The organism is Azospirillum sp. 11R-A (assembly GCF_049472615.1).
GTDB classification, from domain to species: Bacteria; Pseudomonadota; Alphaproteobacteria; order Azospirillales; family Azospirillaceae; genus Azospirillum; species Azospirillum palustre.
Genome location: NZ_JBCEBL010000010.1, coordinates 59852 through 78317, shown reverse-complemented (window position 1 = coordinate 78317; position 18466 = coordinate 59852). Strand labels below are relative to the sequence as shown.

Genomic DNA, 18466 nt, shown 5'->3' with positions numbered 1-18466 from the left:
CGGCCTATCTTCGCGGGGCAGACCAATCGCATCGCACCGGAAGGCGGGAGTTCACCCATGAAGTTCGGCATCGGACAGGCGGTTCCGCGCACCGAAGACGCCCGGTTGCTGACCGGCGGCGGCCGCTATACCGACGACGTGTCTCTTCCCGGACAGGCCTATGCGGCCTTTGTCCGCTCGCCCCATGCCTTCGCCGCCATCGGCGCGGTCGATGTGTCGGAAGCGCTGGCGCAGCCCGGCGTGCTGGCGGTCTACACCGTCGCCGATCTCGATGCCGAGAAGATCGGCATGATCCCCTGCCAGGCGGCGCTGAAGCAGCGCGACGGCTCGAACTATGTCGACACGCCGCGCCCGGCGCTGGCCCGCGGCTTCGTCCGCCATGTCGGCGATCCGGTCGCCATGGTGGTGGCGGAAACGCTGGAGGCTGCGCGTGAGGCCGCCGAGCTGGTGATGGTCGATTACGAGGACCGCCAGTCCGTCACCGGCACGCTGGAGGCGCTGGAACCCGGCCGGCCGCTGGTGTGGGACGAGGCGCCGAACAACCTCTGCTTCGACTGGGACACCGGCGACGAGGCGGCGGTGGAGGCCGCACTGGCCGGCGCTCACCGCGTGATCGAGCTGGAACTGGTCAACAACCGCGTCGTCGCCAATCCGATGGAGGGCCGTGCCTGCGTGGCCGGCGTCGAATCCGGGGCGGACGGTGCGCCCGGCCGGCTGCTGATCTATGTCACCAGCCAGGGCGTTCATGGCCTGCAGAAGCAGTTCGCCAAGATCCTGAACGAACCGGAACAGCGCATCCGCGTGCTGACCACCGATGTCGGCGGCGGGTTCGGCATGAAGCTGTTCAACTACCCCGAATATGTCGCCTGCCTGTTCGCCGCCCGCCGTCTGAACCGGGCGGTGAAATGGGCGGCCGACCGGATCGAGGGCTTCATCAGCGACGACCATGGCCGCGACCATGTCAGCAAGGCGCGCCTCGCGGTCGACGCCGACGGGCATTTCCTGGGCCTGCGGGTCGATACCGTCGCCAATCTCGGCGCCTACCTGTCCAACTACGGCCCCTTCATTCCGACCGATGCCGGTTCGGCGATGCTCGTCGGATCCTACAAGACGCCCGCCGTCTATGTCCGGGTGAAGGGCGTCTTCACCAACACCCAGCCGGTGGACGCCTATCGCGGCGCCGGGCGACCGGAAGCGGCCTATCTGCTGGAGCGGCTGATCGACCATGCCGGCCGCGTCACCGGCCTCGGTCCGGCGGAGATCCGGCGGCGCAACTTCATTCCGGCCAGCGCCATGCCCTATGCCACGCCGATGGGGCAGGTCTATGACACCGGCGAGTTCGTCCAGAATCTGGAGGACGGGCTGATCCTCGCCGACATGGCCGGCCTGCCCGCCCGCAAGGCGGAGGCAAAGGCCCGCGGCAAGCTGCGCGGCGCCGGCCTGGCCACCTATATCGAAGCCTGCTCGGGCGGCGGGCCGGAACAAGCGACCGTCCAGGTCAACGGAGATGGCAAGGTTGTGCTGATGATCGGCACCCAGACCAACGGCCAGGGCCATGAAACCGCCTACAAGCAGATCCTCGCCGACCGGCTCGGTGTCCCGCCGGAGGATGTGGAGGTGGTGCAGGGCGACACCGACCGCGTCAGCTGGGGGTCCGGCACCGGCGGTTCCCGCTCGGTCCCGGTCGGCGGCTCAGCGCTGGCGGAGGGGGCGGCCAAGGTGGTGAAGGCGGCTACTACAGTAGCCGCGGACCTGCTGGAAACCGCAGAAGTCGATGTGGTGTTCGCCGACGGCCGCTTCACCATCGTCGGCACCGACCGCTCGGTTTCCCTCAAGGAGGTGGCGGCCAAGGCTGCCGAGGGCGATGGCAATGGGCACGGCAGCATCGCCTTCTCCGAGATGGCGCGCTGGACCCCGCCGGCCAGCACCTTCCCCAACGGCTGCCACATCGCGGAGGTCGAGGTCGATCCCGCCACCGGCATCGTCGAGGTTCTGCGCTACAGCGTCGTCGACGATTTCGGCACGGTCATCAACCCGATGCTGGTGATCGGCCAGATCCATGGCGGCGTCGCCCAGGGGCTGGGTCAGGCATTGCAGGAGCGCGTGGTGTTCGATCCCGACAGCGGCCAGCTGCTGTCCGGTTCCTTCATGGACTATCAGATGCCGCGGGCGGTCGACATGCCGCCGATCGAAGTGAAGCTGAACAGCGTGCCCAGCACCACCAACATGCTGGGCATGAAGGGCGCCGGCGAGGCCGGGGCCATCGGCGCGCCGCCAGCCATCATCAACGCGGTGGTCGATGCGCTGTCCGACCTCGGCATCGCCCACATCGACATGCCGGCGACGCCGGAAACGGTGTGGGCGGCGATCCGCCGCGCCGAAACACGGATGGCCGCGGAGTAGGCCGTTTAACGAGCCTTACCGGAACGGTAAGGGAAAGTCCTAGTCGGAAGGTGCGGCACTTGCCACACCTCCGTCGGATGAAATCCATGGCATTGTTCCTTACCTAAAGGTGGCAATCTATTGACTGACAGGGGTAGGGCGATGGCGTTTGGCGACGGTGGGTGTGGCGGCCAATGTGCTGACCGTCTGGATCTGGACTTCACGATGGCGTTCCAACCCATCGTCGACGTCGCCAATGGCGGTGTCTGGGCGCATGAGGCGCTGGTGCGCGGTCTTGAAGGTCAGGGCGCAGGCTGGGTCCTGGGACAGGTGACCGATTCGACCCGCTACGCCTTCGACCAGTCCTGCCGCATCAAGGCCATCGAGCTGGCATCAAGCCTGCCGATGAACGGCGCCCGCCTGTCGATCAATTTCCTGCCGAACGCCGTCTACAAGGCGGAAGCCTGCATCCGCGCCACGCTGGCCGCCGCCCGCCGCACCGGCTTCCCCACCGACCGCATCATCTTCGAGGTGACGGAAAACGAGCGGGTGGTGGACCACGACCACCTGAAGAGCATCTTCAACGAATACAAGCGCCAGGGTTTCCTGACCGCCATCGACGATTTCGGCTCCGGCTATTCCGGGCTGAACCTGCTGGCCGAGTTCCAGCCCGACATCATCAAGCTGGACATGGAGCTGACCCGCAACATCGACACCGAGCGGGCGCGGCGCAGCATCGTCAAGGCCATCCTGTCGGTGTGCGAGGATCTCGCCATCACGCCCATCGCCGAGGGCATCGAGACCGCCGACGAGGCCAAGGCCCTGCGCGATCTGGGCGTCACCCTGATGCAGGGCTACCTGTTCGCCAAGCCGGCCTTCCAGGCCGTGGTGACCGAGCCGGAAATGGCGATGCTAGCCACCTGAGGTCATTCCCGCGCCTGAACCGGCACCGTCATATAGCTCATCCCCCCGCCATAGCTGGCCAGCTTGGCCTCCAACGCCGGCCCACCCTCCGCATAGGGCGTGAAGCCAACCCGGTCCCAATAGCTCCGCGCGCCCGGCGTAGAGGTCAGCGCCAGCCATCGCCAGCCCTCCCGCACCGCCAGCCCGTGCGCATAATCCAGCACCGCCGCCCCCAGCCCGGTGCCGCGCGACTCCGGCAGCAGCGCGATGTCATGAAGATACAGGCAGTCCGCATCGGCCGGCAGGCTGCCGAGCGGCGTATCGAGCGGCGGCGGCACACCGAGCCTGCCGGGATGCATGACGCCGTAGCCGATGGCCTCGCCGTCGCGCTCGGCCACCCGGCAGCCGGCGGGGTAGAGCGCCAGCCGTTCCTCGAACACGCTGCGTTCCTCCGGATAGGCCGGATGCACGATGTCCGCGATGGCGAGAATCCGATCCAGATCGGCCGCGGTCATAGCACGCCATACGGCCGATGCGCCGCGGCTCTCTCCCCGCTCACCGTCCGACTGCAATCCGGCCGTCATCCGCCTTCTCCGTTCCACACCCGTTCAAGAGCTTCCGGCCCGCCATCGGGCACGGTATGCTGACTCTTCATACCATAGGGAGTCACCCCATGCCCGATGCCGCTGTGGCGCGCCTGCTGCCGACGGTCCGCACCATCGCTCACGAGGCCGGTCAGGTCATCCTGCGCTTCTACAACGACGGCATCGACGTCGCCACCAAGGTCGACGGCAGCCCTGTCACGCAGGCCGACCATGCGGCGGAGGCGGTGATCGTTCCGGCGCTGCACCATCTGCTGCCCGGCGTCCCGGTTGTCGCGGAAGAGGCGATGGCCGCCGGCCACAAGCCCGACATCTCCGGCGGCCGGTTCTGGCTGGTCGATCCGCTCGACGGCACCAAGGAGTTCATCTCCCGCAATGGCGAGTTCACCGTGAACATCGCCCTGATCGAGAATGGCGCCCCGGTGCTGGGCGTCGTCTATGCTCCCGCCACCGGCGACCTGTATGCCGCGGCCGGCCCCGGCACCGCCGTCCATTGCGCGGAAGGCCGCCACGACCACGTGATCTCCGTCCGCAACCCGCCGGCCGACGGGCTGACGGTGGTCGCCAGCCGGTCCCACGGCAGCGGGTCGGTGCTGGACGAGTTCCTCGGCAACTATGCGGTCAAGGACCGGGTGTCCTGCGGCAGCTCGCTGAAGTTCTGCACAGTGGCGAGCGGCAAGGCCGATCTCTACCCGCGCTTCGGACCGACCAGCGAGTGGGACACCGCCGCCGGCCACGCCGTGCTGATCGGCGCCGGCGGCCGGGTGGAACAGCCGGACGGCTCGCCGCTGGTCTATGGCAAGGACGACATCCTGAATCCGAACTTCGTCGCCTACGGCTGGAAATGACCGTGTCCGTATCGTGCCTGGGTGAAGCGGCGACCGCGGTGCTGACCACCGCGGCGCCGCTGGAAAAAGTGCGCCTGACCCGCCTTTACGCCGCCGCATGGCGCGACAATCTGCTGTCGTCCAACGTGCCGGCACCGCCGCCCGACCGCCCTGCCCGTCCCGACCGGCCGGAGCTGAAGCTGCCTCGCGACATGCCCAAGCGCGGGCGCGGCGGCAGTGCCCAGAACCGCATCGCTTTGCTGCATGCGCTGGCGCACATCGAACTGAACGCCATCGATCTCGCCTGGGACATCGTCGCCCGATTCGCGCCTCTCGGCCTGCCGAAGGGCTTCACCGACGACTGGATCCAGGTCGCCGACGACGAGGCGCGGCATTTCCAGATGCTGGAAACCCGGCTGAACGCCCTGGGGGCCTCCTACGGCGACCTGCCGGCCCATGACGGGCTGTGGCAGGCGGCGACCGAGACCGCCCACGACCTCGCCGCCCGGCTGGCGGTGGTGCCGATGGTGCTGGAGGCGCGGGGACTGGACGTGACGCCGGAGACCGTGCGCCGCCTGCGCGATTTCGGCGACACGGAGAGCGCCGACCTGCTCCAGACCATCCATGACGAAGAGATCGGCCACGTCGCCGCCGGCCGCCGATGGTTCGTCCATCTCTGCGCCGACCGCGGAACGGAGCCGGTTGCCGTGTGGCAGGAGCTGGTCGGCCGCCATTTCCGTGGCGGGCTGAAGCGCCCCTTCAACACCGCCAGCCGCCAGTTGGCCGGCTTCGGCCCGGAATATTACGAGCCGATCACTCCCGAAATTGACCGCAAGCCGGAAACCCGGTAAGGCGCTGCACATCATGGCCGTATACACCGAAGTCACCGACGAGGATCTCAGCACCTTCGCCGCCCAGTACGATCTGGGCGCGGTGCTGTCGTGCAAGGGCATCGCGGAGGGGGTGGAGAATTCCAACTTCCTGCTGGTGACCGAGAGCGGACCTTACATCCTGACGCTCTATGAAAAGCGCACGCGGAAGGAGGATTTGCCCTTCTTCCTCGGCCTGATGGAACATCTGGCGGACAAGGGCATCGCCTGCCCGCTGCCGGTGGCTGCGCGCGACGGCGTGGCTCTGCGCGAGCTGTGCGGCCGCCCGGCGGTGATCGTCACCTTCCTGGCCGGCATGTGGCCGCGCCGGATTACGCCGCAACATTGCGCCCAGCTGGGCGAGGCGCTGGCGCGGCTGCATCTGGCGGTCGGCGATTTCCGCATTGAGCGGCCGAATGCGCTGGCCCTGCCCGGCTGGAAGGACCTGTTCGCCAAGTCGGCCGAGCGGGCCGACGAAGTCGCTCCCGGCCTGCGCGCGACTCTGGAAGCGGAACTGGCGGCGCTGGAGGCCAACTGGCCGGTCGGCCTGCCTTCGGGCGTCATCCACGCCGACCTGTTCCCGGACAACGTCTTCTTCCGCGGCGACAGCCTGTCCGGCCTGATCGACTTCTATTTCGCCTGCAACGATTTCCTCGTTTACGACGTGGCGATCTGCATCAACGCATGGTGCTTCGAGATCGACGGCTCGTTCAACGCCACCAAGGCCCGGCTGCTGCTGTCCAACTACCGCAAGGTCCGGCCGCTGTCCCGCGAGGAGCTGGACGCCCTGCCCTGGCTCTGCCGCGGCAGCGCCGTGCGTTTCCTGCTGACCCGCCTCTATGACTGGCTGAACCACCCGCCGGGCGCCTTCGTGCGGCCGAAGGATCCGCTCGAATATCTGCGCAAGCTGCGCTTCCACCAGTCGGTCCGCGGTCTGGGCGACTATTTCCTCGACGACTCGGACGCGAGCAGGACCTGACGGCATGACGGACAGCACCACCTCGCCCGAATCCGGCGGCAAGACCGTCGACATCTTCACCGACGGCGCCTGCAGCGGCAATCCCGGTCCCGGCGGCTGGGGCGCCATCCTGCGCTATGGCGAGGTGGAGAAGGAGCTTTACGGCGGCGAGCCGGCGACAACCAACAACCGCATGGAGCTGATGGCGGCCATCATGGCGCTGGAGGCCCTCAAGAAGCCGGTGACCGTCCGTCTCTTCACCGACAGCGAATATGTGAAGAACGGCATCACCAAGTGGATCCATGGCTGGAAGGCCAAGGGTTGGATGACGGCCGACAGGAAGCCGGTGAAGAACGTCGATCTGTGGCAGCGCCTGGAAGAGGCGAAGCGGCAGCACGAGATCGAGTTCCACTGGGTGCGCGGACACGCCGGCCATCCCGAAAACGAACGCGCCGACGAACTGGCGCGCCGCGGTGTGGCCGACGTGCGGGCACGGAGCTGACCCAAGCGCCCTCTCCCCGGAAACTCCCGGAGAGAGGGCGCTTGCGCGATCAGACCTTTTCCAGCACCGCTTCGGCCGACGACACTTCGAACTTGCCGGGGGCCTCGACGGCGACATGGGTGACCTTGCCGTCCTCGGCCACCAGGGCGAAGCGCTGGCCGCGGGTGCCCAGGCCGTGGGCCGAGCCGTCCATGGTCAGGCCGAGAGCAGTGGTGAAGGTGGCGTTGCCGTCCGGCAGCATCTTGACCTTGTCGCCGACGCTGCCCTTGTCACCCCAGGCGCGCATCACGAAGGGATCGTTTACGGCGAGGCAGATGATGCTGTCCACGCCCTTGGCCTTCAGCGCGTCGGCCTGCTGGACGAAGCCCGGCAGGTGCTTGGCGGAGCAGGTCGGGGTGAAGGCGCCGGGAACGGAGAACAGGACGACCTTCTTGCCCTTGAACAGCTCGTCCGTGGTGACTTCCTGCATGCCGTTGTCGGTCAGCCACTTCAGCGTGACGGACGGGATGGTATCGCCAACCTGGATGCTCATCGTCTCTAACCCTTCCGGTTTTTCGGCTTGGCCCGATTTTGGGTTCGGCCCGTTTTCGGGTCCGGCCGGCCTCCCGTTTGCGGAGCCCGGCCCTGCATCCCTTCTATCCCCCGCGGCGAATGGCCGCAAGGCGTGGTTGGCTCCCCAATCCAGTTAGGACCGACAGCCAGGGTCACGCCTTCTTCACGAACTCCGACTTCAGGTTCATCGCGCCGATGCCGTCGATCTTGCAGGCGATGTTGTGGCCGTCGGCCCCATCCACCAGACGGATGTTCTTCACCTTGGTCCCGCCCTTGACCACCAGAGACGATCCCTTGACCTTCAGGTCCTTGATGACGGTGACGCTGTCGCCGTCGGTCAACGCGTTGCCGTTGGCATCGCGCACGCCCTGCCCGGCTTCGGCATCCACGGCCGCGGCGGCCGTGTCGGGGTTCCACTCATGCCCGCAGTCGGGGCAGTTCCACAGGCTGCCGTCATTGTAGGCGTTTTCGGAGCTGCACTGCGGGCAGTTGATCTGATCGTCCATCATCGTCCTCTTGGCGCGGGAGGCTCTCCCGGAGCCGCCCTGTTACCGCAGAATAGCCGTAACAGCCATAGGCCTTTTCCGGACCCTGCTCAGACCCCCTTGCCTGCCGGCTTACCCGCTGCCTTGCTCAATGCCTCCAGCACCGCGCCCTCGCTCAGCAATTCGGGCAATGCCAGGCCGTCCGGTGCGCCGGGGCCGTAGACGATATTGAAGGGAATGCCGTAGCGGCCATGGTCGGACAGGAACTTCGCGATCGCCGCGTCCGGGCGGGTCCAATCGGCGCGCATCGCCACGACGGTCGGATCGTCCATCCGCTGCGCGACCTCGCCGCGGTTCAACACCAGCTTCTTGTTGGCCTGGCAGGTGATGCACCAGTCGGCGGTCACGTCGACGAAGACCGTGCGTCCGGCAGCGACATGCTCGCGGATGGTCGCTTCGGCAAAGGGCACCCAGCGCGCCTTGGACTCGGCAAGCACCGGCGCCGCCCCGGCCGACGGACCGACCGCGGCCGGCATGGCGAATGCGGCGACCGCCAGCACGCCAGCCAACGCCGGCCCGGCGGTCCGCGCGGTCCCCCGCGCGCTCCGCCCGACCCACAGCGCCAGCACCAGCCCCGCCATCATCAGCCCGACCGTGGCCGCGGCCACCTCGCCGATCTGCGCGGTCAGCACCGACAGCAGCCAAAGCGCCGTCAGCATCATCGCGAACCCCAAAACCGTCTTCAGCGTCGCCATCCAGCGCCCCGGACGCGGCAGCCAGCCCGCCACCCGCGGCCATGCCGCGACCGCCAGATAGGGCAGAGCCAAGCCGACGCCCAGCGTCGCGAAGATCGCGTAGATTTCCACCGGCCCCTTCGACAGGGCGAATCCCACCGCCGTGCCCAGGAAGGGTGCGGAACAGGGAGTCGCCAGCAGGGTCGCGAACATGCCGGTGGCGAACGGCCCGGCCAGCCCGTCGCCGCCCAGCCGGTCGGCCAGGGCGCGCGGCAGCGGCACCTCGAACAGGCCCCACAGGTTGGCCGAAAACAGCGTGACCAGCACGACCATGAAGACGAGGAACAGCGGCTGCTGGAACTGGATGCCCCAACCGACCGCCCCGCCCGCCGCCTTGACCCCGACCAGCACCGAGGCCATCAGCAGGAACGAGGTCAGGATACCGGCGGCACTCGCCAGGAAGCCGGCGCGCACCGCGGCAGGCGCCTGCCCGCCATGCTTGACCACCGACATCAGCTTCAGCGACAGCACCGGCAGCACGCAGGGCATCAGGTTCAGGATCAGGCCGCCCAGCAGGGCCACCCCCAGCATCGCCAGCAGACCGACACCGCCGGGCGCCGGTGCAGCAGCACCGGCCGACGCGGTTACCGGTGCTTCGACCGCCTTGTCGCCATCGACCAAGGTCAGCGTCATCGCGCGCCCGGCGAGATCGAGGCCCTGCTGCGGATCGGTCACCGTCAGGGTCAGGCGGACATGGCGGTCATTGTCGGAAAAGACCGTCTTGGGGGCGGAGAAGGTCAGCGGCGGATCCGTCTCCACGAACAGATCGGGGGACACGAAGCCATCGGCGGCGGTCGCCTCGACTTCGAGAGCGGATCCCTTGCCCTGCACGGAGTCGACGCGCAGCAGACCGTTCGGCCCCTTCGGCACCAGTGCCTGCGCCCGCGCCACGTCGTTGGCGACGTCACTGGGCTCGGCCGGCCCGGCCGGAAGCGCAAGCGCAAGCTCCAGCGTCTGCGGCACGCAGATTTCCGAGCAGACCAGCAGTTCGGCGGTCAGCGCCAGATCGACCGGCTTGCCGGGCGTCGCCGGCTTGCCCTGGATCGGGAAAAGAACCGCCGTGTCATAGCCAGCGGTTTCGAATCCCAGAACGGAGAAGCGGTGCGGCGCCGGGTAGGACAGCGTCGCCTCCCCCAGATTGGCGGAGCGGCTCCAGTCCAGGCGCGGCGCGAATCCGGCATCGCCGGGGGAGCGCCAATAGGTCTTCCACCCCGACTCCAGCCGCAGTTCCAATCCCAAGGGCAGCGCCGCCAGATCGCCGGTGCCGCGCACCGCCGACACCAGCCGCGCCTCCAGCGGTCCCGCCTTGGTCCAGGCCCCGACCGCATCCTGCGCAAAAACGGGGGCGCCGCCACCGGCCAGCGCAGCCAGACAAAGCAGGAGGGCGAGGGCATGTCTTTTCATCGCGCGCACTGTTCTCTTCCCTGGAAGGGGCGCATCCGCGTCCCCGACACCCTATATGATAGCCCATATAATGGTGACAAAGCTCGGCCGGTGCTGTCACACTCCGGTGAAAGCGTCGCCAGAGCGCCAACCACAACCGCACGTAGGGACGGACGCGGTTTCCCGCACCGGACCGACGACAAGGATAATCGCCCATGCCGCGCCTGACCAAGTCTCCGGACTCCAAGACCACGGAATCGCTGACCGGCCAGCTGCTGATCGCCATGCCCGGAATGGAGGACCCGCGCTTCCAACGTACGGTCATCTATGTCTGCGCCCATAATGAAGACGGCGCAATGGGGCTGGTGGTCAACCGGCTGTTCGGGTCGATCACGTTCGAGGATCTGCTGGAACAGCTCGACATGGACATCTCGCAGCCGGTCAACAACCTGCCGGTGCATTACGGCGGCCCGGTCGAGTCGGGCCGCGGCTTCGTCCTGCATTCGACCGATTATGTCCGGGACGGCACCCTGGTGGTGAACGACGACGTGGCCCTGACCGCCACCATCGACATCCTGCGCGCCATCTCCGAGGACCGCGGCCCGCGCCGCAACCTGCTGCTGCTCGGCTATGCCGGCTGGGGTCCGGGTCAGCTCGATGCCGAATTCCAGGCCAATGGCTGGCTGAACGTGCCCTGCGACGAGAAGCTGCTGTTCGATACCGACCTGGATGCCAAGTGGGAACGCGCCATCGGCAAGCTGGGCGTCAGCGTCTCCATGCTGTCGGGCGAAGCGGGGCACGCCTGAGCGCGTCGATACTTGAGAAGATCATAATACGGTTGACAAGATCGACACGGATATCACGGATTTATACACGGATTACACGGTTTTTTTGATCTCGGCTGCCCCCTCGCTTTTCGGAGAGGCGATGATAAGCAAATTGATATCCGTGAAATCCGTGTCATCCGTGTAAATGTTGCCGGCAATGCCGTAGCCTCCCGGACCAAGAAGGCAATCTGGTTCTACTCCACCCACCGCGCCGCCGCTGCGTCGTCACTGTCCTTGGCCTCGACCCAGCGCTCACCCTCCGGCGTGGCTTCCAACTTCCAGAAGGGCGCCCTGGTCTTCAGCCAGTCCATCAGGAAGCGGCAGGATTCGAAGGCGGCGTCCCGGTGGGCCGACGCGGTGGCGACCATCACGATGCGGTCGCCCGGCTCCAGCCGGCCATGGCGGTGGATCACCAGCACGTCGTCCAAGGGCCAGCGGCGGCGCGCCTCTTCCTCGATCGCCTCCAACTGCTTCTCGGTCATGCCAGGGTAATGCTCCAGCGTCATGGCGCTGACGGCGGCACCGCCGGCGATGTCGCGCACCAGCCCGACGAACATCGCCACCCCGCCGACGCTGGTGCGGCCGGCGGTGAAGGCGGCATATTCGGCACCGACATCGAAATCCCCGGCCTGGACACGGATCGCCATGCCGTCAGCCCCCCGTCACCGGCGGGAACAGCGCCACCTCGTCGGTCGGCGAGATCGGGTGGTCGTAGGGCACATGCTCCTGGTTCACCGCTACCTTGACCACCTTGCTGTTCGCCAGGGCTTCGGCATGGCGGGGGCTGCGGGTCTTCAGCCATTCGACGAGATCGCCGGCCGTGGCGACTTGCGCCGGCAGGTCCACCGTCTCGGTCGGCACGCCGATCTTGCTGCGCAGCCAGGCGAAATAGAGAATCTTCATCACGCGACCTCTACAGGAATTCTTTGAAAGGCAGGAAATCGACGATCATGCCGGGCTCGACCCGCGCCAGATCCTCGGGCAACTCGATCAAACCCTCGGACTCCACCAGCGACGACAGCACGCCGGCCCCATCGCGTGGGTATTTGGTCGCTTCCAGCGCGCCATCGGCACCCAACACCAGCGACCCGCGCAGAAACTCGCGCCGGCCGGGCTTCTTCTTCTGGGCGAAGCCCGCGCGCACCGGGATCGGCCTCGGCGTCTCAGCGGATGCCCCCATCAGCGTCAGCAGGATCGGCCGGGCGATGCGCAGGAAGGTCACCACCACGGCAACCGGATTGCCGGGCAAGCCGACGAACACGGCATCGAGCACCCGCCCCAGCGCCACCGGCCGTCCCGGCTTGATCGCCAGCCGCCAGAAATCGAGCCGTCCGTTCGCCTCGACCGCCGGCTTGACGTGGTCCTCCTCGCCGGTGGACATGCCACCGGAGGTGATGAGCGCATCATGACCCGTCGCCGCCTCGGCCAGAGCATCGCGGATGGCCTCGAACCGGTCTGGCAGAATGCCGAGATCGGTGACGGCGCAGCCCAGCCGGGTCAGTAGCGCGATCAGGGCAAAGCGGTTGGCGTCATAGACGGCGCCGGGTTCCAGCGCCTGCCCCGGCTGCCGCAACTCGTCGCCGGTGGAGAACACCGCCACCCGCAGGCGGCAGCGCACGTCCAGCATCGCATGGCCGAGCGATGCGGCGAGCGCGATGTCCTCCGGCCGCAGGCGGCGCCCTGCCGAAAGCACGACCGAGCCCTCGCGCACATCCTCTCCCGCCAGCCGGCGGTTCACGCCACGGCGGATGCCGGGCGGCAGGGTGACCGTGGCATCGCGTCCGGTCCCGGCGCTGCGGCAATCCTCCTGCATGAAGACGGTGTCCATGCCGGCGGGCATCGGCGCGCCGGTGAAAATCCGCACCGCCTCCCCCCGCGCCGCCGGCCGGCCGAGCCACTGCCCGGCCGCCACCCGCGCCGTCACCGGCAGCGTGGTGGGGGCATCGGCGTCGAGGTCGTCGAAGAACACGGCATAGCCGTCCACTGCGGCGTTGTCGTGCGGCGGCACATTGAAGGGCGCCACAAGATCGGCGGCCAGAACCCGCCCCAGCGCATCGGACAGCGGCACGGCTTCGGTCGCCGTCACCGGCCCGACCCGTCCGGCCAGCAGCGCCAGCGCCGGCTCCAGCGCCATCATCGGTCCGCCGAAGGCGAAGCAGTCATTGTCGAGTTGCACCATGGCCGCCACTCTAGTCCGTTGCGGCATCGGGTGCGAAGAGGGAAAAGGCGCGCTTTCCGGGACGTGGCATTCAGCCGCCGAACAGGCCGGGGATCTCCTCCACCCGGGTCAGCAGCCGATCCGGATGCCGCCCCGCCAGCGCATCGCCGCGCGTGTAGCCCCAGGCAACCGCGGCACAGGCCATGCCCACCGTCCGTGCCGCCTCGATGTCGCGCACCTCATCCCCGATCCCGACGGCATGGGACGCCGGAACGCCGGTCGTGCGCAGCATCCTGCGGAACTTCGCCGCCTTGCCGAACAGCGAGGCGCCGCAGCCGTAATGAGCGACCTGCCCCGCCGCCTCCGGCCCCAGGATGCGGCGGATGTTCTCCACGGAATTGGAGCTGACGATGGCGACCGTCACCCCCCGCTCGGTCAGCGCCCGCAGCATGTCCGGCACGCCATCGAACAGGCGGATGCCGTCGATGTCGCTCGCCATCAGCCGGCGCATGTGGTTGGCGATGAAGGGGAGCTTCCAGCTGGGCACCCGCAGGTGCCGCATGATCTGCCGCGCGTCATAGCCGCGAAGCAGTTCGACCTCGTCGGCCTGGACACGGTTGAAGCCATAGCGGTCGGCAACGCCGTTCAGAACGCCGACAAACCACGGAAAGGAGTCGGCCAGCGTCCCGTCGAAATCGAAGATGGCGAGCCGAAGGCCATCGCGGTCAGGCGCCCGCCGGGGGGAGGAGGAAGCGCCGTCCATACTACCGTCCGACCGCGTGAAGGCTCAGCCTCACCCCAACCCACAGCGCGCAACGATGAAGGCCGCGACCGCATCCGCGTCGTTGAGGTCCAGCACCGGAACCGGGCACCCCGGCACGGCACTGTCGCTTGCCACCGCGACGATGGTGGGATCGTCCGGCGCGATCAGCGCCTTGTCGACATCGGCCCGCCAGACCTCGATCTTCTCGTGCCGGTCGCGCTTGAAGCCCTCGATCAACAGCAGATCGACCGGTGCGATCTTGCCGATCAGCTGGTCCAGCGTCAGTTCCGGTTCGGCGTCGCGCAGCTCGTGCATCAGCGCCCAGCGGCGCGGGGAACTGATCAGAACCTCCGTGGCGCCGGCCATGCGGTGGTTGTGGCTGTCCTTGCCGGGATGGTCGATGTCGAAGCCCTTGTGCGCATGCTTGACCGTCGAAACCCGCAGGCCACGCCCCGTCAGCGCCGGAATCAGGCGCACCATCAGCGAGGTCTTGCCGCTGCCGCTCCAGCCGGTCAGCCCGAAAATCTTCATGTCGGAAACTTTCAACCGGCGCTTCGGGCCGAACGGGCGGCACCGGGCTTGGCCGGCTGCTCCGCCATCATGTGGGTCAAGCCGGCGCGCATGTAATCCCACCCGGTGTAGAAGGTCAGCGCCGCGGCGATCCACAGGCCGACCGTACCGATGAAGGTCACCGGCAGTTCGGCCGGACCATAATCGCCGACGATCAGGAAACCCAGTGCGATCATCTGGATCGTCGTTTTCCATTTCGCCAGCCAGGTCACCGGCACGCCGACATGCAGGCCGGCCAGATACTCGCGCAGGCCCGACACCAGAACCTCGCGCAGCAGGATCACCACCGCCGGCAGGATCGACAGGCCGGTCAGCCGGTGGAAGCCCGCCAGCATGATCAGCGTCGCCGCCACCAGCAGCTTGTCGGCGATGGGGTCCAGGAACTTGCCGATCACGCTTTCCTGCGCCCAGGCGCGCGCCAGATAGCCGTCGAACCAGTCGGTGATGCAGGCGGCCGCATAGAGCGAGCAGGCGGTGTAGGCGGCCCACGCCTCCGGCACATAGAACAGCCCGACCACCACCGGGATCACCGCGATGCGCGACAGGGTCAGCAGGTTGGGCAGGCTGGTCAGCATGACGGAGAACTCGAACCGCTGGAGGATGTTGTCGCCACACGGCGCCCGTGAGAGAGCCGGCTGAATTCGTGTGCCTGCATTCTAACCATCGGGATGGAAGTGATCGTATATCTTTTTCGCAACGGTCCGATTGATCCCCTCCACCGCCTCCAGATCGGCGAGCCCGGCGCGCGCCACGGCGGCGCCGCTGCCGAAATGGTGCAGCAGGGCCTTCTTGCGGGCGGGACCGATGCCGGCGATCTCGTCGATGGGCGATTTGCCGATGGCCTTGGTCCGCTTGGCCCGGTGGGTGCCGATGGCGAAGCGGTGGGCCTCGTCGCGCAGCCGTTGCAGGAAATACAGCACCGGGTCGCGCATCTCCATCTGGAAGGGCGGTCGGTTCTCCATGAAGAAATGCTCGCGCCCCGCATCGCGGTCCGGCCCCTTGGCGATGCCGACCAGCGTCACGTCGTCGATCCCCAGCTCCGCGAACACCTCCAGCGCGACGTTCAGCTGTCCCAGGCCGCCGTCGATCAGCACCAGATCGGGCCAGCTTCCCAGGCTGCGTTCCGGATCCTCCTTCACCGCCCGGCCGAATCGGCGGGTCAGCACCTCGCGCATCATGGCGAAGTCGTCGCCGGCCGCACCCTCCGTGCGGATGTTGAACTTGCGGTAGGCGTTCTTGATGAAGCCCTCCGGACCGGCGACGATCATCCCGCCGATGGCGTGCGCCCCCTGGATGTGGGAGTTGTCGTAAACCTCCACCCGCTCCGGCGCCGAATCCATCCCGAAAACGGCGGCCACACCTTCGAGCAACCGCGCCTGGCTGGAGCTTTCGGCCAGCCGGCGCCCATGCGCCTCGCGCGCGTTGGTCAGCGCATGCTCGACGATCCGGCGCTTCTCGCCACGCTTGGGCTCCGCCAACTCCACCTTGTGCCCGGCACGGACCGCCAGCGCCTCGCTCAGCAGCTCCAGCTCCGGCAGGGCGTGGCTGACCAGAACCAGCGGCGGCGCCGCCTTGTTTTCGTAGAACTGGGCGATGAAGGCGGCGAGAACCTCCTCGGTCTCCGCCGCCTTGTCGTGGCTGGGGAAGTAGGCGCGGTTGCCGTAGTTGCGCCCGCCACGGAAGAAGAAGACCTGGATGCAGGTCACCCCGCCCTCGGCATAGGCGGCGATGACGTCGGCATCCTCCACCACCCCCTCGACATTGATGTCCTGGTGGGCCTGGATCGCCGTCAGGGCGCGGATACGGTCGCGGTAGCGCGCCGCCGTCTCGAAATCCATCGCGTCGGAGGCGGCCATCATCCGGTCGGCGAACTCCGTCTGGATGTCGCGGCTCTTGCCCGACAAAAAGGCGCGCGCCTGATTGACCTGCGCCTGATACTCCACCGGGCTGACCCGGCCGACGCAGGGCGCCGTGCAACGCTTGATCTGGAATTGCAGGCAGGGCCGGGTGCGGGCGGCGAACACCGTGTCGGCGCAGTTGCGCAGCAGGAAGGCGCGTTGCAGAGCCGTGATGGTGCGGTTCACCGCCCCGGCCGAGGCGAAGGGGCCGAAATAATCGGCATCGCGCCCACGGGCGCCGCGATGCTTGGTCAGCTGCGGATAGTCGTGGTCCTTGGTGATCATGATGTGCGGAAACGTCTTGTCGTCCCGCAACAACACGTTGTACCGCGGCATCAGCTTCTTGATCAGGTTCGATTCGAGAAGCAGCGCCTCCACCTCGGTGTGGGTGTTGACGAACTCCATCGTCTCGGTCTCCGCGACCATGCGCTGGAGCCTGACCGGCAGCTTTCCCACCTGGGTGTAGTTGGTCACCCGGCGCTTTAGGTTGCGCGCCTTGCCGACATACAGGACCGCCCCGTCGCCCGCCAGCATGCGATAGACCCCCGGCGTCTGCGGCAGGGTCTTAAGATGCTCCCGAATGATCTCGACACCCCGGTTGATGTCGGCCGGACGCCGCTTCGGGCGCGCGGTGGCACCTTCCCCCACCGGCACTGCGTCGGTCGGGGCGGCCAGATCGGTCAAACCGTCTTCGGCCAAGCGATCTTCAGCGAAACCATCTGCGGCATCGTCGGCCGAGGGGGAATCCAGGGGGTCTGAGGAATGCGTTTCGGACATGACCAGAATGTCGTTGAGCGGCCGCCGCGGGTCAACTGTTGGGCACATGCAGGTCGCATGTGGATCGACTCACCCCTCCGGAAGAATATCCACGAAACCTGTGGATAAGTTTGTCGATAACGGAGGGAGTAGCCCGTCCGGAGCTAGGCGCCGCAAGGGATCGCATGCCTCTGCCTATTTTTTAAGCATTTTTGCTAAGTCATTGATTTCACTAGGGCATGGTCAAGTCAAGGGCGGGAATTGACGCGCTGACACAAAATCGTCCCTGCGGCGCAGGCGCCTCTTGCGCGGGGTGGGGCACCTGTGTAAAACGCGCGGTCCTTTTCCTCGCCCCCGCTTCTATCATGCCTGTCGTCCAGCGTCAGGCGGGCGCGTCTTCCCATGTTTACGCGCTGTAACACGCCGTCATTCGGTGGGCACGAAGCCATGCGCCGGCTGCGCCCATCCCAGATGCTCCCCACCGTCCAGCGCGATCATCTGTCCGGTCATCGCCGGGGCGGCGATCAGGAAGCGGATGGCGGCGCAGACCTCCTCCGGCGTGGTGCCGCGCCGCAGCGGGGTCGAGTCCCACTGTTCGGCGAATTCCTCCACCGTCTGGCGGTCGTTGCGCAGGGTCGGGCCGGGACCGATGCCGTTGACGCGGATCCGCGGGGCCAGCGCCAACGCCATCGTCCGGGTCAGTGCCCACAGCCCCATTTTCGACAGGGTGTAGGAGACGAAGTGCGGCGTGGGATTCCAGACGCGCTGGTCGATGATGTTGACGATCAGCCCGCTCTCGCCCTCCGGCAACCGCGACGCAAAGTCCTGCGACAGCACGAAGGGCGCCCGCAGGTTCGCCTCCATATGCGCGTCCCACGATTCGCGGGTCACGTCTGCGACCTCGTCGCGTTCGAACCGGGACGCGTTGTTGACCAGCAGGGTCAGCGGACCGAGCTGCTCCGTCACCGCCGGCACCAGGGTCTTCACCTCCGCCTCGCGGTCCAGATCGGCGGCGAAGGCCATGGCGCGTCCGCCCGCCCGCTCGATCTCCGCGACGACGGCACCGGCCTCCGCGCGGGAGCTTCGGTAATGGACGGCGACGTCCCACCCCTGCCCCGCCAGATCGAGCGCGATGGCCCGCCCGATGCGCTTGCCGGCCCCGGTGACGAGGGCCGCTTTCCTCTTGATCTCGACCATGGCGCCATAGGTACCTTGCCACCCTCGCGGGTCAAGGGGT

19 protein-coding genes are annotated in these 18466 nt (G+C 67.4%); 7 read left to right on the top strand and 12 right to left on the bottom strand.

The window, feature by feature from the left end:
• Window positions 1-57: 57 nt before the first annotated feature.
• Together VH569_RS15680 and VH569_RS15675 are read left to right on the top strand one after the other, a co-directional pair.
• Window positions 58-2403, top strand: a complete 2346-nt coding sequence (locus tag VH569_RS15680; RefSeq protein ID WP_423316177.1) for a xanthine dehydrogenase family protein molybdopterin-binding subunit — start codon at window positions 58-60, stop codon at window positions 2401-2403.
• A 204-nt stretch (window positions 2404-2607) separates the two neighbouring features.
• Window positions 2608-3306, top strand: coding sequence for an EAL domain-containing protein (locus tag VH569_RS15675; RefSeq protein ID WP_423316176.1), 699 nt, complete (start codon window positions 2608-2610; stop codon window positions 3304-3306).
• 2 nt (window positions 3307-3308) lie between these two features.
• Here VH569_RS15675 and VH569_RS15670 read toward each other — a convergent pair whose 3' ends face one another.
• Complete coding sequence (locus VH569_RS15670; protein WP_423316175.1) at window positions 3309-3869, bottom strand: GNAT family N-acetyltransferase; 561 nt, start codon at window positions 3867-3869, stop codon at window positions 3309-3311.
• An 89-nt stretch (window positions 3870-3958) separates the two neighbouring features.
• Here VH569_RS15670 and cysQ point away from each other — a divergent pair, with 89 nt between their 5' ends.
• From cysQ to rnhA, 4 genes are read left to right on the top strand one after another with little or no spacing between them, the layout of a single operon-like run.
• A complete protein-coding gene (gene cysQ, locus VH569_RS15665; RefSeq protein ID WP_423316174.1) occupies window positions 3959-4735 on the top strand; it encodes a 3'(2'),5'-bisphosphate nucleotidase CysQ in 777 nt (258 codons plus the stop codon).
• The gene (locus VH569_RS15660; protein WP_423316173.1) at window positions 4732-5565 is read left to right on the top strand and encodes a ferritin-like domain-containing protein; all 834 of its coding nucleotides are present in this window, start codon (window positions 4732-4734) and stop codon (window positions 5563-5565) included. The genes cysQ and VH569_RS15660 overlap by 4 nt, the downstream gene beginning before the upstream one ends.
• Window positions 5566-5578: 13 nt before the next feature.
• Window positions 5579-6562: a homoserine kinase gene (locus VH569_RS15655; RefSeq protein WP_423316172.1), complete on the top strand. Its 984-nt coding sequence runs from the start codon at window positions 5579-5581 to the stop codon at window positions 6560-6562.
• Window positions 6563-6566: 4 nt separating this feature from the next.
• Window positions 6567-7043, top strand: coding sequence for a ribonuclease HI (gene rnhA, locus VH569_RS15650; protein ID WP_423316171.1), 477 nt, complete (start codon window positions 6567-6569; stop codon window positions 7041-7043).
• A 49-nt stretch (window positions 7044-7092) separates the two neighbouring features.
• Here the strand turns inward: rnhA and VH569_RS15645 are convergent, their stop codons facing one another.
• The 3 genes from VH569_RS15645 to VH569_RS15635 form a co-directional block, all read right to left on the bottom strand.
• Window positions 7093-7575 carry a peroxiredoxin gene (locus VH569_RS15645; protein ID WP_109049924.1) on the bottom strand — a complete coding sequence of 161 codons (483 nt, stop codon included), beginning with the start codon at window positions 7573-7575 and terminating at the stop codon, window positions 7093-7095.
• A gap of 172 nt (window positions 7576-7747) precedes the next feature.
• Window positions 7748-8101: a zinc ribbon domain-containing protein YjdM gene (locus VH569_RS15640; protein ID WP_423316283.1), complete on the bottom strand. Its 354-nt coding sequence runs from the start codon at window positions 8099-8101 to the stop codon at window positions 7748-7750.
• 89 nt (window positions 8102-8190) lie between these two features.
• Window positions 8191-10278: a protein-disulfide reductase DsbD family protein gene (locus VH569_RS15635; RefSeq protein WP_423316170.1), complete on the bottom strand. Its 2088-nt coding sequence runs from the start codon at window positions 10276-10278 to the stop codon at window positions 8191-8193.
• A 194-nt stretch (window positions 10279-10472) separates the two neighbouring features.
• On the opposite strand from VH569_RS15635, the gene VH569_RS15630 reads away from it, so the two are divergent.
• Entirely contained in the window at window positions 10473-11063 is a 591-nt protein-coding gene (locus tag VH569_RS15630; protein WP_098739902.1) for a YqgE/AlgH family protein, read from the top strand.
• Between the two features lie 215 nt (window positions 11064-11278).
• On the opposite strand, the gene moaE is transcribed toward VH569_RS15630, so the two are convergent.
• From moaE to VH569_RS15590, 8 genes are all read right to left on the bottom strand, one after another.
• Window positions 11279-11731, bottom strand: coding sequence for a molybdopterin synthase catalytic subunit MoaE (gene moaE / locus VH569_RS15625; RefSeq protein WP_423316169.1), 453 nt, complete (start codon window positions 11729-11731; stop codon window positions 11279-11281).
• A gap of 4 nt (window positions 11732-11735) precedes the next feature.
• On the bottom strand, window positions 11736-11987 hold the full coding sequence (moaD, locus tag VH569_RS15620) for a molybdopterin converting factor subunit 1 (RefSeq protein WP_423316168.1): 252 nt from the start codon (window positions 11985-11987) through the stop codon (window positions 11736-11738).
• A gap of 10 nt (window positions 11988-11997) precedes the next feature.
• Window positions 11998-13263: a gephyrin-like molybdotransferase Glp gene (gene glp, locus VH569_RS15615; protein WP_423316167.1), complete on the bottom strand. Its 1266-nt coding sequence runs from the start codon at window positions 13261-13263 to the stop codon at window positions 11998-12000.
• Between the two features lie 70 nt (window positions 13264-13333).
• The gene (locus VH569_RS15610; protein WP_423316166.1) at window positions 13334-14005 is read right to left on the bottom strand and encodes an HAD hydrolase-like protein; all 672 of its coding nucleotides are present in this window, start codon (window positions 14003-14005) and stop codon (window positions 13334-13336) included.
• A 30-nt stretch (window positions 14006-14035) separates the two neighbouring features.
• Window positions 14036-14536, bottom strand: coding sequence for a molybdopterin-guanine dinucleotide biosynthesis protein B (gene mobB / locus VH569_RS15605; RefSeq protein WP_423316165.1), 501 nt, complete (start codon window positions 14534-14536; stop codon window positions 14036-14038).
• Window positions 14537-14547: 11 nt separating this feature from the next.
• A complete protein-coding gene (gene pgsA / locus VH569_RS15600) occupies window positions 14548-15150 on the bottom strand; it encodes a CDP-diacylglycerol--glycerol-3-phosphate 3-phosphatidyltransferase (protein ID WP_109049932.1) in 603 nt (200 codons plus the stop codon).
• Between the two features lie 81 nt (window positions 15151-15231).
• A complete protein-coding gene (uvrC, locus tag VH569_RS15595; RefSeq protein WP_423316164.1) occupies window positions 15232-17250 on the bottom strand; it encodes an excinuclease ABC subunit UvrC in 2019 nt (672 codons plus the stop codon).
• 405 nt (window positions 17251-17655) lie between these two features.
• Window positions 17656-18426 (bottom strand): SDR family oxidoreductase, encoded by a 771-nt coding sequence (locus VH569_RS15590; protein WP_423316163.1) that lies wholly within the window; start codon window positions 18424-18426, stop codon window positions 17656-17658.
• Window positions 18427-18466: the final 40 nt, after the last annotated feature.